Here is a 13,438-nt window from a genome sequence, read left to right on the forward strand (position 1 = left end):
GAGAGTCAGCTCCTGGTTCGAATGGGTTGTCACGCGGTGGGTTGGGCGAGGCAGCGTAGGTAGGCGTCGAGCGGGTCCAGGCCGAGGATTCGGGCCTGGTAGGTGACCAGCGCCCACACCATCGCCGCGTTGCGGCTGGGGTCGAACAGCAGGTTCTCGCCCCACCGCGCTGCCATCTGCGCCAGGCGAAGCCCCGCGGCGGCCTGGTCGAGGGTCAGGGGTGATTCGAACAGCCACGACAGCAGCCACTGGCTGGGGCCGAACGCCACGGCGTAGTGGCGGGTGTCTTGGGCACGCAGGTAGCGGCCGGTCAGCTCGATCACCGCGCCTCCTGCTGTGCCGAGGTGCGCAGGCCGTCCTGGATCGACCAGCAGTCCGGGCCGCATCCGATCTCGCTCAGCTCGCTGCGGAACGCGGTGTGCTCGTTGTGGAGTCGGTGGGCGCACCAGCCGATCCATCCGGCGAAGGTGGCCATGGTGAGCGCGGCGGTGAACGGGTGGTTGGCGGGGATGATGCCGGTCAGCAGGAAGCCCGCGACGGCGCTGGCCACGGCGCAGCCCGCGTAGTCCATCTTGGCGAACAGGCCGCGCTCCCAGGCTGCGTAGTGCAGCTGTTCGTGCTCATTAGCGGTGTAGTACATGGGATTTCCCCTTTCGGGGGTCGAGGGTGGAAAGAACGGAATGGCGCGGGTCGTCCGAAACCCGGTGCCGATGTTCTATGACCTAGATTACCGCTTTTGCGTCGGATGTACAGCGCGAATCGCGGAAGCCGCCGAAATCAATGCCGATATGTAGACATTCGCATCTAACGGCTTTGTCGCCGTTGGCGCGGAGTGGCCCTGGTGGTTTGACTGTCGAGCCGGGCCGCTCAGTCGTCGGCGACGTCGCCGAGCTCGCTCAGCGCGGTGCGCACCCACCGGTACGGCGCGAGCACGGCGACGACGTGTTCCTCGCCCGTCGGCTCGGCACTTTTCGCCGAGGTCGACAGCCCTTCGTACTTGGTGATCAGGATGTGTTTGCCGCTACGGGCCGCGGCGCGGTATCCGGCCAGCTGGCGCAGGATCTTCGCCGAGGTCTGGCGCTCGATGTCGTCTTCGGAGACCGCCGGCGCTTCGGGCTTGGACCGGCCATAGCGCCAGGAGGCGGCCGAGAGCAGGACGGCTTCGGGCGAGCCGCCCCGGACGGTGATGGCGAAGGCTTCCTCGTCGGCGGCGGCGGCAGCGACAGCGTCGCCCCATCCCCCGTTGCGCAGCTTCGTGGCCTCGATTCCCTTCATGCCGACAACTGTAGCAACTGTGCCAACTATCCCCTAGTTGATCCGGCGCGCGCACCTCCTCGCAGGTCGTGAGGCAATTTTACAGAAGGTCTCTCAAAGTATTGACGGAGGTTGACACAGTTGATACAGTTAACACAGTTCAGAAAACGGGGAAGGACCCGAATTCCGGACGATTCGACACCAATCCCAAGCACCGAAAGGTCTTCTCATGACTCAGCATTCGATCTCCTCGCACACCACCGACGCCACCGACTGGACCGACCTGCCCAGCAACATCGCGACGTGGATCGATCGGGTGATGCTGGCCCAGCGCGTCGTGCGCGAGACCGGTGAGGCCGACCCGGTCACCGAGTACGTGGTGCGGGCGCTGCTGGTGTCCAAGGCCGGATGGGTGATGGATCTGGCCCGCCGCAGCCCGCTGCACAGCGTCCGGGCCGCGCTGACCGATCAGGCCCAGCTCTACCGCGACGCCGCCTACGGGCTGGCCACCCGACCGGTCGCCTCCGACGGCAGCGAGCCGGTGCTGAACAAGGCCAACAACCTGCGCTCGGCCGCCATCCGGATCGACGCCATCGTGCGAGCCCTCGATCTCGAACTCGGCTCCCGCTTCTGATCTGACCTGAAAACGCCTGGGGGACCGGGCAGTCGGTAGCTGCCCGGTCCCCCAGTCCCCCACCCCTACTGAGGAATCGGAGAAACCCGTGCTCAAGCTCATGGACTGGTTCTGCGGAGCTGGCGGCAGCAGCCAAGGCTGCCACGTCGTTCCCGGCGTCGAGGTCGCCTGGGCGGCCAACCACTGGGAAAAGGCCATCGCCTCGCACGCCGCGAACTTCCCCGCCACCGACCACTGGATCGGCGACATCCGCGACGAGCCGGTCGCCGGATGGCCGATGGCCGACATCTTCTGGGCCAGCCCCGAGTGCCCGCAGTGGTCTTCGGCCAACGGCAAGAAGCAGACCTACCAGCACGACCTGCAAGGCGAGCTGTTCGACATCGACCCGCGCGGCAAGGCCGCCCGCGACGAGGCCAAGCGGTCGCGGGCACTGATGGAGGAAGTCCCGATCTACCTCGAGGGCGTCATGGCCCGAGGCGGGCGCGTGATGGCCGGAGTGGTCGAGAACGTCGTCGAGGTCCGCAAGTGGGCCGCGTGGGACTACTGGATCTCCCGCATCCGCGCCCTGGGCTACAAGGTGCGCCTGATCGCCCTGAACTCGATGCACGCCCAGCCCGGCCGTACCCCGGTCTCGCCGCAGTCCCGCGACCGGCTGTATCTGGCCTACTGGCACGAATCCCTTGTCCGCGAACCAGATTGGGACAAGTGGCTACGCCCGATGGCCTACTGCACGACCTGCGAGGAATGGGTGCAGGCGGTGCAGTCCTGGAAGCGCCCCGGCGTCGACATGGGCCGCTACCGCACCCAGTACGTCTACCGGTGCCCGCATCACAGCTGCCGCAACGCGATCGTCGAGCCGCCCGCCGCCCCGGCCGCGTCCGCGATCGACTGGTCGCTGCCAGGTACCCGGATCGGGGACCGCGAGACCCCGCTGGCGGAGAAGACCATGCAGCGCATCCGGATCGGGATGAGCCGCTACGCCACCGCGATGCCGATGATGGTGCCCGCCGGTGGCACCTGGCGCGACGCCGCCGTCCCGGTCACCGACCCGATGGCCGCGCGCACCACCCGCGACAACGACGGCGTGCTGATCCCCCAGCCGTTCCTGGCGCTGCTGCGGTCGGGCCGCCCGCGCACCATCGGCCTGCACGAGCAGCTGGCCACGATCGTCGCCGACGGCAGCGGCCACGGCCTGGTCGTGCCCCCGCTGATCGTGCCGATGGAGGGTCGGGAGGGCAAGGAAGCCCAGTTGGCCTCGGTGCCGATGCGGACCCAGACCACCCGCGCCGAAACCGCCGTGGCGTTCCTGCCGTTCATCGCCGAAATGCGCGGCGGCAGCTCCGATGCCCGCGTGGTCAGCGAGGCTCTGGCCACGGTCACCGCCTCGGGCAACCACCACGGCCTGGTCACCCCGTCGGAGTCGGTGCTGGTGCCCTACTACGGCACCGGCCGCCCCCGCTCGGTCACCGAGCCGATGGGCACGATCTCGACCCGCGACCGGTTCGCCCTGGTCGAGGAGATCACCCAGGAACAGATCGACAACACGCGGTTCCGGATGCTCGAGCCCCACGAGATCGGCGCGGCCATGGCCTTCGCCGGAAGCTACCGCGTGCTCGGCAACAAGCGGGAGCGAGTTCGCCAGTACGGCAACGCCGTCACCCCGCCCTGCTCGGAAGTGATCGTCTCCGCGCTGATCGAAGCGGTCACCGGCGAGGACATCGAGCGCTGGCCCACCAGCGACCAGGTCACCCTCGCCGCCGCCTGATTCCCCACCGGGTGGGGTCCGGCACCCCGGACCCCACCCTCCAACCCCGAACCCATCTGCCACAGAACAGGACTGACCATGAACATCACCACCGGCACCGACGAGCACAACCACCCCACCGTGACCGCCCGCAGCGCCGTGGCCGAGGGCCGCGTCCACCTGCTCCCCGACGGCTCCATCGTGCTCGACGGCGCGTTCCGCAGCCCGATGCCCAGCGCCCAGATCGGGCTGCTGGTCGCCGCGCTCGACGCCATGCGCGCTATCGCGCCGTCGGTGCGCGAACTCCCGGCCGATGCGACCTTCACCGCGCGCATCGTCACCGACGACAGCGTCGAGCCCGAGGACGCCCCGCGCCAGCTCGCCGACGTCGTGATCACCGCCGACGGCTACGACCCCACCCCCGTCGCGTCGTTCGCGCTGTCCACCAACCCGTTCGACCTCTGCGTCGGTGACCACGTCGAGGCACTGGCCAAGCAGGGCTGGCGGCCCGACGGCGAGGGCGAGCTCGACGAGGACGAGTACCTGATCCTGCCCGTCGCCCGCATCTGACCGCCACGGCCCCACACGCATTCGATCGAGAGGACGACCACGATGACCACCACGCCCGCCAGCACCTACCGCGACGCGATCGACACGATCGTCGCCCAGGTGAAAGCCGAGATCGGCGTCGACATCGCGCTTCGCGTCGTGCCCGAGACCATCGGCTGCTACGCCGAGCTCCACGACTACGTCGACGCCAACAACTACGCCGACACGATCGTCGCCCGCCTTGAGCTGACCCGCCCCTGGAGCGAGTTCATCAACGACGTCACCGACCAGGTCGACGTGTGGCTGCGCGCCGGACGCCCGGCCGACGTCACCGCCTGCCAGACCGGATCGAGCTGGCACGAGTCGACCCCGATCCACTGCGGCGAGCACGCCGAGACCCTGCCGCCGGCCACGGTCGCCGCCCGCGCTGCTGCCGCCGCCGATTTCGCGGACCTGCCCACCGTCTACGCCGACCACGCCAACCCCAACGGCAACTACCGCGTCGAGGTCCGCGCCGGGTTCTACGGCACCCAGGAACAGGCCGAGATCTACGCCCAGCAGCTCGCCAACCGCTGCAGCGGGGAGGTCACGGCGATCTTCGACATCGACAACGACTACGAGGAGCTGTGAGCCCCGAGCCGCGCTGGCGCGCAATCGCCCACCTATTCACCTCCACCGGAAGGGCCACCACCATGACCACCGATCTCTACAGCATCTGGCACATCCAGCACCTCGATGGCGGCACCAGCGATGTCCGCGCCGTGTCCGTGGAGGCCGCCGCCGCGGCCTCGCGCGCCCGCTACCCCGAGTCCCCGATCGTCAGCATCCGGCCGCGCACCGTCGCCGACGTACTCGCAGGCCACGACGACCAATGGCGCGACCCCCGGTTCCTCGGCCCGACCTTTTCGATCGAGGGCGACTGGCTGGTACTCGAATTCACCACCGCGATCACGCCCGAAGGCGTCATCAACCCGGAGCACGTCGCGAACTTCCGCTACCTGCGCAGCCTCTGGGCCGGGCGGCCGGGAGTGAGGTTCGACGGCGGCCGGGTCTCGATGCTGATCGACGGCGCGGTCCCGGAGACCGGCGTCGACATCCTCGACAACTACATCGCCTTCGGCGGCCCGATCGACTCACCCACCTACGAGGCGGTGCTGACCGAGCTGGGCTTCACCAGCTCACGCCAGGTCCGCATCGCCTACTACAGCCACCGGCTCGGGCGCTGGCGCGTCACCGTCTGTCCCGCCACGCAGCTCGATCACCATGCTGCCCTGCGGTGCTTGCTGCCCGATCTCGGCGAGGAGCAGGACGTGATCGTCGTCGACGCGGTCCCCGGTTTCCCGGCGGGCTGCTCGACGTGGGCGCAGTGGTGCGGCGAAGCGCTCGATATCGCCCGGGCCGAGCACCAGGGCTGCCAGCACCAGCTCTTTCGCCCCGCCTACTGACGACCGCCGCGCCGGGCGCACCAGCGCCCGGCGCCCACCCCCAACCGAAAGGGAACCATCATGTTCGACGAAGCCCGCTACGAGCGCGTCCTCACCCGCATCGCCGCCGACCCCGACATCGAGATCGGCGAACTCTGCGCCAAAGTCACGCCTCAGCGCTGGTTCACCGACCACGGCGGCTGGACCGCGTGGGACGGCGACCCCTACCCGCATCTGGATGCGTGGGCCGCCGATGACCCACTGGCCGAGGCGATCTCGAATAGCAAACTGATCGCGGAGGCCGAGCGGCTGCTGCGCGCGATCACCGACCCGGCCCGCGTGCAGGACTGGGAGAGCTGGGATCCGGGCGGCTCCCCCGAGGTCGCAGCCAACGCCATGCGCGCCCTGATCCGCCATCTGCGCAACCGGCCCGCCGACTACACCGAGATCGCCGACTGGATCTACAACGACATCGACCACAACACCGAGATCAGCGAGCGCGAGGCGAAGACGATCGCCGCGGGCTGGGTCAGCGACCTGTACTGCCCGGATCTCCATGCCTGGATCGGCGGCCGCGACGTGGCCGCCGGCGCGCTCGTCGCCGAGGCCCGCGAGCTGTGGAGCGACCTCGCCACCTGCGTGATCGACTGGCCCCACGAAGGCGAGCCGGAGCCGAGCATCGCCGCCGTCGCCGCCCTCACCGCTTTCCTCAAGGCCCGAACACTGTGATCGCCCTCGCCGTCGCCCTTCCCGGTGCAACACACCGCCGCCACGAATTGCTGAAGGTTGGCACAGTTGCTACAGTTAACACAGTTCATTCAATCGGCTCCCAGGGGAGAACATGAACAGTCGAATCCACCACACCCACTACCGCGAACAACTCGCCTCCGCCGACGCCGCGATCGGCCAGAACTGGCCCTACGGCATCCATCTCGTCAGCGGCTGGCCCGAAGGCGAAGACCCCGAGTCCTTCCCGCCGCGCTGGCGGGCGGTCTCGCCGCTGGGCATCGATGTCTACGGCTTCGAGCTGACCCACAGCAGCGAGACGCCGCCGACGGTCGACATCTACACCCGCACCCAGTACGAAATCGCGTGCCGCGCAGCCGGAATCGTCGCACCCGCTGACGTCGCGCTGGCGGAGATGGTCGAGCCCGGCGCGGCATTCGACTGGAACGATCCGGCCACCGCCGGGCGGACCGTCGCGGCCAGGCTGGCGCGACGGCGCCTGCGCGGCATGGCCTACGAGATCCGCGCCGGAATCCGGCCCGAACCCGTCGGCATCGTCCGCGCGCTGATCCGCCGACTCCTCGACGGCAAGCGGCCCTGACCCGACTCGGCCAACTCCGGTGCCGGGCAGTCGGTAGCTGCCCGGCACTGGAATCTCGATCCATTAGCGAATCAGGAGAAGCCAGTGCTCGCGATAATCGACCGCGCCCTCATCCGCATCGCCACCCATGAATTCGCCGCCGAATACTACGACGAATTCAGCACCAACGAATTCGGTATCGACGACACCATTCGCCGCATCTGCGAACATCTGCCCGGACTGGTCGGTGAACACGGCCACCGCGCGATCTGCGCCGAGATCGACTACGTCCTGAGCCTGCACCCGGAGATGCTGACCGCGACGATCGCCGAACGCGCCGCCCGCCACACCATCCGGACCACCGAAGCCCGACGCCACATCCAAGCCGCCGAGAATGCCTGCACTGCCAGGCAGTTCGGCCGAGCACGCCGCTTGCTCGCCGACGCCGAGACGATCGACCCCGCGATGAACCACCAGATCCACCACCACCGAGCCCGTCTGGCGGCCGCCGAGGAAGCGGCACGGCTGATCGCCAGCTGAAGCCCGCGATTCCGGCACCCGGACGAGCCCGCACCGGGCAAATGAAATTGCATTAATTCCGGGTGCCGGAATTGCGCAAAATTATGCTGTGAACTGCGGGAAAGTAATTGCGGGAGAGCCGAATTCCGGCTAAGATCAAAAGTGATCGTAAGGGGATCGGGCCGGGACTATCTACCGGCATCCGAAAGCAATCGCAGTGTCCAGTAATTCCCGCCACATGAGCGGCAATTACTGCACACCACGTCAAAAGAATTCGTGAAAGGCCATCGCCATGACCGTCACCGTCTACACCAAGCCCCGGTGCGTGCAGTGCACCGCCACCTACAAGGCCCTGGACAAGGCCGGAATCGCCTACACCGTGGTCGATCTCAGCGCCGATGCCGAGGCGGCCGAGTACGTGCGGACCCTGGGCTACCAGCAGGCCCCTGTCGTCGTCGCCGGTGACGACCACTGGAGCGGGTTCCGCCCCGACCGCATCACGGCTCTCGCCGCCGCCACCGTCGATCCGCTCGGGTCGGGGACCCGCGACTTCTTCGCCGTCGCCAGCGGCCTGCCCGACTATCCCACCGCGGGCATCTGATCCACACGCACCGGCCAGCCGACCCGCATCCACCGCGACTGAAGGAACACACCACCATGACCACCTCCGATCCGATCGTCCTGGTCGTCGAGCACCGTGACGCCGCCGACCTCGACGCCGACGCGAACGAGCTGTTCGGCAAGAACCTCGACGACAACCAGCTGACCTACCTCGAGGCGATGGCTCTGGTGTCGGCATTCCTGCACACCAGGCTGAGGAACGCCGCCTCGACGAGATCCGTCACCCGCGACGGGACTGTGGTCGCCAGCTCCGACGACGACGGGCTCATGGCGGCCCGAGGCGTCGCCGAGGGGCTCATCCGCGACATGGAAACCAGGGCCGACGAGGACACGGCACTGCACATCACGATCGCACCCACCGTGTGGCAGCGGCTCACCGGCCGTCGCGGCCGGACTCTGCGCTGGCACCCCGCGTCCTGAACGCGACCGGTTCCGGGCAGTCGGTAGCTGCCCGGCGCCACCAGCGTTCCCGCGACCGCCGCACCAGACCACCCGAATAGATCCACCGGCGCCCCGACTCCGGGCCCCCCTCCCCCGTCGAGCCGGGGCCCGGTGGATCACCCTCCACAGACAGGACAACCGATGACTTTCCCCGACAACACCTACCAGCTCGCAGCTGACCACCCGCTTGCGCAGCTGACCACCGACGCCGCCGCGCTCGCCGACGAGACCTCGCTGCGCCGGGACCACAACCACTACGCGGTCGGCGTATCCGCCGGGCCGGGCTGCTGGTGGCGAGTCGCCATCGCCGAGCACGGCAGCGAACACCGCGTCGCCGCAACCCTGCTCGACCCGCGCTGGTGGTCGCGCATCGAGGCCGTGCGTGTGTGGGTGCTGGCACCCAGCGGCGACATCGTGCTCGCGATGACCGGCAGCCCGGACCGACTCCGGCGCGAACTCATCGCACGCGATGTCCACCCGATGCTGCGCCCGGCGGTCACGGCGTGGCGCATGCGTACGACCCCACGCCCGCGCCGCGACGCCCTCTCCACGCACCCGGCCCTTGACGACAGCACCGAGGTCGCCCAGGACATGATGGCCAACCTGTTCGCCTCTGACCACCTCGTGGCCTTCAGCCGCGTCGGCGAGGACGACGTGCAGAACCTGGTCGCCGACAACGACGGCCAGGCCCGTGACTGGGCGCTGATCGAACTGGCCCACTACGCCGACAACGAGGAGATCCGGATCTGGCATCTCGTCGGCGGAGTGATCCTGCGCCAGGCAGCCGGCCCGGCCGCCGAGGTCCGCCGCGCGGTGGCGAGCTGGAACACCCCGGCATGGGTTGCCCCGATCGTTGCGCCGTGGCGCATCCGCCGCGCGGCCGCCGATCCCCGCAGCGTCGAGTGGCCGCGCTATCGCGGCGAACTCGCCGACGCACCCCACGACAACTGACCGGGAAGGAACCGAGCCATGGCCGCGCCCCGATCCCTGCGCTACAACCGCTACTACCCCTGGCCCGGCACCGGCCACCGCGAAGACCTGCTCCGCATCACCGGTGTCTGTGACCACTGCGAGTCCGAGATGTACCAGCGCGAGCTGGACGAGCAATTCGCAGCGCTGCCGGTCGCCGAACGGATCGCCTCTCGCTGGAGCACCGCGCGCAAACGACTCGCCCGCGTCGCCGAGAACGCCAACTTCGAAACGTTCGGCCCTCCGTTCTGAGACCCGCCCGGCCGGGCCCCGATCGGGCCCGGCCACCCGACATCCCAGGAGAACTCATGACCACACCGCGCAAGCCACTGACCTTCCAGGTCGGCGCGCACTACCGGCTCGCCCAGCTCAAGCCGGGAGTGTCGGTCGTCCGCCAGGTCAGCCACGGCACGAACACCCTGTCGAGCGGATCGCCGTGCTGCCTGCGCACGTCGACCCTGGACTACGAAACCATCACCCTCAACCAGGAGCAGTACCGCAGGCGCGTCGAGGGCCACGCACCGAACAAGCCGCCGTGCTTCGAGCGCACGTGCGCGGGGTGCGGGTGGAAGTTCTGGATCCACGTCGACATGAACACCCCGGCGTCGCAGCTGCGCACCGTCACGTGGGAAGCGCGGCCCTGAGCGTCCTCCCACCAACCCATTCCTGAACCGACATCCCGGTGTGCCGACGACGCCACACCGGGCCCACCATCACCTTCGGAAGGATCATCGTGACCAACTCGCTCACCACCCTCACCAACGCCCTCGCCGCCTACCACGCCAGCACCGGCCCGGTCACCCGCGCCAGCGCCGAGCTGGCCGACGCGGTGGCCGAATTTCTCGCCGCCGCACGGGTACCGGCCACCGTCCACCTGGTCGGCGTGCCCGGCCAGCTTGCCGACGCCTACGACATGGACGACCAGGGCAGCGAACAGCGCGTGATGCTCGCGTTCGCCGACCCCAGCGACGCCGAGCAGTGGACCAACCACCACAACACCACCGTGCCGTGGACCCCGAGCACCAAGGTCAGCGCGCTCGGTGAAGTTGCCTACGTGCCCTCCGGCGCGATGGCACCTGTCCCACAGAGCTGACCGCCAAGGAGGACCGCGATGAACCCCGTAGCCGCCGCCCTGGTCGCGACCGAACTCCGCGAGGCACTCACCGCCCACACCCGCGCCGTGAGCGGTCCGTCGTCGACCGCCGAAGCCGACGCCCTCGATCGCCTCGAGCGCGCCGCCGACGCCGCCGCAGCACTGCTCGACCTCACCAGCCCACCCCGCCCAGCCGGCCTCGGCCGGAAGCTACCGGCCGGACAGTCGGTCCTCTGGCTCGACATCTCCACCGGCGAGTGCGGCATCCGACACGGACGGGTGATCGGCGAAACCCAACCCCAGCACTACGACATCGCGGTCGAAGCGCCCTGGGGAACCAACACCGAGCACGCCATCTCCGCCCAGTACCTCATCCCCCTCACCCCGAACACGGAGCACCGACATGACCGATAGCCGCACCCGCATCCACGCCGCCGCCTGGTTCCTCACCGGCGCCGCCACCACGGTCACCGCCGCAGCGGCCGTGACCGCCTGGGACATGTTCGCCGTCACCGCCAAGCTTCGCGCCGCGCTGGCACGAGCCTCGATGTCGCCGACCGAGCGCGCGGCCGCCGACCGGATCCTGGCCGACCTCAAGGCCGAGCATGCACGCCTGCTCGCCGACCGCGACGACCACGTCGAGAAGAACCGGCTCGCGATCGCCAGCCAGTACCGGCCCGACCTGATGCTCACCCCGGTCCTCGATGTCATCGACCTGAGCGTGCAGGCCCTGACCGACGAGCTCGCCCACGCGCTGAATCAGCTCGACGAGGCATACGACCGCTGGATCAACCGAGGCGAGTCCGACGGCGAGGCCGAAGCGACCATGTGGCGCGGTCACCTCGCGGCCCTTGGTGACGAGGTCTTCCAACGCCGCTTCATCCAGCACGGCTACGCCAGCCTCAGCAAGGCCGACCAACTGCGCCTCGACATCGCCGAACAGAAGCGCCACATGCGCACCCGCGCCCAAGGGATCCACGCCCAGGCCGACCCGACGACCTGAGAACCCCCGAACCGACCACGAGGGCCCGTACCTGGCAGCTACACCAGCTGCTGGGTGCGGGCCCTCATCGGCAGCAGCAACCGAAGCCCGGGCAGGTTCCACGACCGCGCGGCAAGGTCGGTGCGGAACCGCCCGTACTTGGCCAAGTAGATGCGGTGCCCCACCAGCCACAGGCCGGCGCCGACCAAGAACCACATCAGGCTCGGCAGCAGCAGCGCCGGACGAACGATCGCGGTCGACAGACCGAGCAGGCTGTCGATCGCGATCAGCGCGCCGAGCAGACGGGCCACGATCGACCCACACGCCCACGCGAGCAGAACCGCCAATGCCAGGAGCGCGAGTACCGCGACCCCCTGCGTCGCCATCGTCACCGCGCCACCTCCCTTGCTAGTCGGCGTGGCCGCAGCCACGCGCTCAACGTTCGGTTGTACCTCATGCCTCCGACACGTCCTGGCCGCCGAGCACATCGAACAGTGCGGGCTGATCAGCACGTGCGGTGCGCGACTCCGCCGGATCGAAGCTGACCCCGACCCAGTGCGGCTCGCCGTCGATGCCGCGGCCGTCGACGGTGTCGACGGAGTTGCCGGGTGCCACGTCGAACAGCATCGGGTCCTGTCCGAGCTGGCGTCCGTCGTGATGATGCGGGTGCGCGCCGATCCGCATCGCCGCCGCGACAGCATCGGCGTCCCACCCGTGCCGCACCGCGCGACGCAACGCCCTGGATCGCTCCACCCGCTGCGCCCGCGACAGACCGTCGTGATGCCACACCGGCCTGCCGCCGTAGGACCTGCCCCGGCTCGCGGCGGTCGCCAGGTTCGTCCGCTGGGTGCCGATGACCAGGTGCGCGGGAGCGCCTGGCAGGGACAGGCCGCGCACACAGGCAGGGTTGTCGCAGATGTCGTGCATGGCCACCATGTCGGCGGGCACCGGCCGCTGGTACAGGGCGCAGGCGTAGCGCCCGGTGCCCACGATCCTCTCCTGCCCGTCGCGCTGGATTGAGAACCGCCCATACCCGTCGTCACCGATGCTCCCGATCCAGATCCAGCAGTCGGCTGGTCCGGGCCCGCGCACGATCTTGGCCTCGAACCGGGCAACCTCAGCCTCATCGCCGACCTCAAGACGACGCGGCGCGTTACGGGGTGGCACCGGACTAGGACACAGACGATGCGCCGACCGGGTCCGCGGCGACGGGCGCGGTGACGGCGGCAGGTGCGGGATCTCCGTCTACCGCCGACGTCGGGGATGTGTCGGCCTCAGTCGGGTGTTCGGATGCGGCCGCAGGCTCCCCTGCAGGGAGTGCAGGTGAGTCGGCAGATGCCTCCGCGCTGTCGTCCTGGACGGCAGTGACCGCATCACTCTCGGTGACCGCCGACGCCGCCACAGGGCTGTTGTCGCTCTGCTTGGCCACACGGAGAAGCTTGCGGACCTCGCCGAGCTCCAGTCCGGTCTTGGCCACGATGTCGGGCTCAGTCAGGCCGAGGTCTTCTTTGAGTGCCAGGATCGCTGTGTGCTGCGGTGCGCTGAGCTTTGCGACCGCGCTGGCGTAGGTGGCGTTCGCACGAGCGACCGCCTTGCGGCGCTGCTCGTCCGCTTCGGCAATGCGCTGATCTCGCTTGGCTTCCGCTGCTGCGGTCTGCTCGTCGGCGGATTCCAGCGCCACGAACAGCTCGGTCAGCAGTTCCTCGATCCGGTTGGCGCGCGCACGCTCCGCCTCCGCCGCAGCTGCCGCCCTCTGCCGGGCACGCGCCCGCGCGGTGACCGGGCCGGCCTTGGCTGGCGACTTCTTGCCGGTGTCGGTTCCGGCCTTGTCCTCAGGCATCGTGCTCTCCTCACCTAGCGCTGATGATCTACCACGGTATCCGAGGTAGGTCGCTGTGGACA

Annotated in this window: 21 protein-coding genes and 1 pseudogene; 16 read left to right on the top strand and 6 right to left on the bottom strand. The window is 69.0% G+C overall.

Features of this window, described 5'->3' with window-relative positions:
- Window positions 1-29 precede the first annotated feature (29 nt).
- The 3 genes from NS1_RS29755 to NS1_RS29765 form a co-directional block, all read right to left on the bottom strand.
- Window positions 30-323 (bottom strand): hypothetical protein, encoded by a 294-nt coding sequence (locus NS1_RS29755; RefSeq protein ID WP_062989813.1) that lies wholly within the window; start codon window positions 321-323, stop codon window positions 30-32.
- Window positions 320-640, bottom strand: a complete 321-nt coding sequence (locus tag NS1_RS29760; RefSeq protein WP_062989815.1) for a hypothetical protein — start codon at window positions 638-640, stop codon at window positions 320-322. Before NS1_RS29760 ends, NS1_RS29755 begins: the two co-directional genes overlap by 4 nt.
- 227 nt (window positions 641-867) lie before the next feature.
- On the bottom strand, window positions 868-1,275 hold the full coding sequence (locus NS1_RS29765; protein WP_062989817.1) for a hypothetical protein: 408 nt from the start codon (window positions 1,273-1,275) through the stop codon (window positions 868-870).
- 208 nt (window positions 1,276-1,483) lie between these two features.
- Between NS1_RS29765 and NS1_RS29770 the strand changes: the two genes are divergently transcribed.
- The 16 genes and pseudogenes from NS1_RS29770 (at window position 1,484) to NS1_RS29845 (ending at window position 11,557) form a co-directional block, all read left to right on the top strand.
- Window positions 1,484-1,888 carry a sigma-70 family RNA polymerase sigma factor gene (locus tag NS1_RS29770; RefSeq protein WP_062989819.1) on the top strand — a complete coding sequence of 135 codons (405 nt, stop codon included), beginning with the start codon at window positions 1,484-1,486 and terminating at the stop codon, window positions 1,886-1,888.
- Between the two features lie 88 nt (window positions 1,889-1,976).
- Window positions 1,977-3,653 carry a DNA cytosine methyltransferase gene (locus NS1_RS29775; protein ID WP_062989821.1) on the top strand — a complete coding sequence of 559 codons (1,677 nt, stop codon included), beginning with the start codon at window positions 1,977-1,979 and terminating at the stop codon, window positions 3,651-3,653.
- 78 nt (window positions 3,654-3,731) lie between these two features.
- On the top strand, window positions 3,732-4,202 hold the full coding sequence (locus NS1_RS29780; RefSeq protein WP_062989823.1) for a hypothetical protein: 471 nt from the start codon (window positions 3,732-3,734) through the stop codon (window positions 4,200-4,202).
- Between the two features lie 42 nt (window positions 4,203-4,244).
- Window positions 4,245-4,811 carry a hypothetical protein gene (locus tag NS1_RS29785; protein ID WP_062989825.1) on the top strand — a complete coding sequence of 189 codons (567 nt, stop codon included), beginning with the start codon at window positions 4,245-4,247 and terminating at the stop codon, window positions 4,809-4,811.
- A gap of 62 nt (window positions 4,812-4,873) precedes the next feature.
- Window positions 4,874-5,626, top strand: a complete 753-nt coding sequence (locus tag NS1_RS29790; RefSeq protein ID WP_157125457.1) for a hypothetical protein — start codon at window positions 4,874-4,876, stop codon at window positions 5,624-5,626.
- Between the two features lie 60 nt (window positions 5,627-5,686).
- Complete coding sequence (locus NS1_RS29795) at window positions 5,687-6,334, top strand: hypothetical protein (RefSeq protein ID WP_062989829.1); 648 nt, start codon at window positions 5,687-5,689, stop codon at window positions 6,332-6,334.
- 112 nt (window positions 6,335-6,446) lie between these two features.
- Complete coding sequence (locus tag NS1_RS29800) at window positions 6,447-6,932, top strand: hypothetical protein (protein WP_062989831.1); 486 nt, start codon at window positions 6,447-6,449, stop codon at window positions 6,930-6,932.
- An 84-nt stretch (window positions 6,933-7,016) separates the two neighbouring features.
- Window positions 7,017-7,451, top strand: a complete 435-nt coding sequence (locus NS1_RS29805) for a hypothetical protein (protein WP_062989833.1) — start codon at window positions 7,017-7,019, stop codon at window positions 7,449-7,451.
- Window positions 7,452-7,722: 271 nt separating this feature from the next.
- A pseudogene (gene nrdH / locus NS1_RS29810) lies at window positions 7,723-7,947 on the top strand (glutaredoxin-like protein NrdH); the annotation flags it as partial.
- 140 nt (window positions 7,948-8,087) lie between these two features.
- Window positions 8,088-8,471, top strand: coding sequence for a hypothetical protein (locus tag NS1_RS29815; protein WP_062989835.1), 384 nt, complete (start codon window positions 8,088-8,090; stop codon window positions 8,469-8,471).
- Between the two features lie 162 nt (window positions 8,472-8,633).
- The gene (locus NS1_RS29820; protein WP_062989837.1) at window positions 8,634-9,443 is read left to right on the top strand and encodes a hypothetical protein; all 810 of its coding nucleotides are present in this window, start codon (window positions 8,634-8,636) and stop codon (window positions 9,441-9,443) included.
- Between the two features lie 18 nt (window positions 9,444-9,461).
- Window positions 9,462-9,713, top strand: a complete 252-nt coding sequence (locus tag NS1_RS29825) for a hypothetical protein (protein ID WP_062989840.1) — start codon at window positions 9,462-9,464, stop codon at window positions 9,711-9,713.
- Window positions 9,714-9,769: 56 nt separating this feature from the next.
- Complete coding sequence (locus NS1_RS29830; RefSeq protein ID WP_062989842.1) at window positions 9,770-10,105, top strand: hypothetical protein; 336 nt, start codon at window positions 9,770-9,772, stop codon at window positions 10,103-10,105.
- Between the two features lie 89 nt (window positions 10,106-10,194).
- Entirely contained in the window at window positions 10,195-10,554 is a 360-nt protein-coding gene (locus NS1_RS29835) for a hypothetical protein (protein WP_157125458.1), read from the top strand.
- Between the two features lie 18 nt (window positions 10,555-10,572).
- On the top strand, window positions 10,573-10,968 hold the full coding sequence (locus NS1_RS29840; RefSeq protein ID WP_062989846.1) for a hypothetical protein: 396 nt from the start codon (window positions 10,573-10,575) through the stop codon (window positions 10,966-10,968).
- Window positions 10,958-11,557: a hypothetical protein gene (locus NS1_RS29845; RefSeq protein WP_062989848.1), complete on the top strand. Its 600-nt coding sequence runs from the start codon at window positions 10,958-10,960 to the stop codon at window positions 11,555-11,557. The genes NS1_RS29840 and NS1_RS29845 overlap by 11 nt, the downstream gene beginning before the upstream one ends.
- 38 nt (window positions 11,558-11,595) lie before the next feature.
- Here the strand turns inward: NS1_RS29845 and NS1_RS29850 are convergent, their stop codons facing one another.
- From NS1_RS29850 to NS1_RS29860, 3 genes are all read right to left on the bottom strand, one after another.
- The gene (locus tag NS1_RS29850) at window positions 11,596-11,928 is read right to left on the bottom strand and encodes a hypothetical protein (protein ID WP_157125459.1); all 333 of its coding nucleotides are present in this window, start codon (window positions 11,926-11,928) and stop codon (window positions 11,596-11,598) included.
- A 61-nt stretch (window positions 11,929-11,989) separates the two neighbouring features.
- The gene (locus NS1_RS41225; protein ID WP_174562695.1) at window positions 11,990-12,526 is read right to left on the bottom strand and encodes a hypothetical protein; all 537 of its coding nucleotides are present in this window, start codon (window positions 12,524-12,526) and stop codon (window positions 11,990-11,992) included.
- 181 nt (window positions 12,527-12,707) lie between these two features.
- Window positions 12,708-13,376, bottom strand: a complete 669-nt coding sequence (locus NS1_RS29860; RefSeq protein ID WP_062989852.1) for a hypothetical protein — start codon at window positions 13,374-13,376, stop codon at window positions 12,708-12,710.
- Window positions 13,377-13,438 lie beyond the last annotated feature (62 nt).

The sequence above is a fragment of the Nocardia salmonicida NBRC 13393 genome, from assembly GCF_001613085.1.
Classification (GTDB): Bacteria; Actinomycetota; Actinomycetes; order Mycobacteriales; family Mycobacteriaceae; genus Nocardia; species Nocardia salmonicida.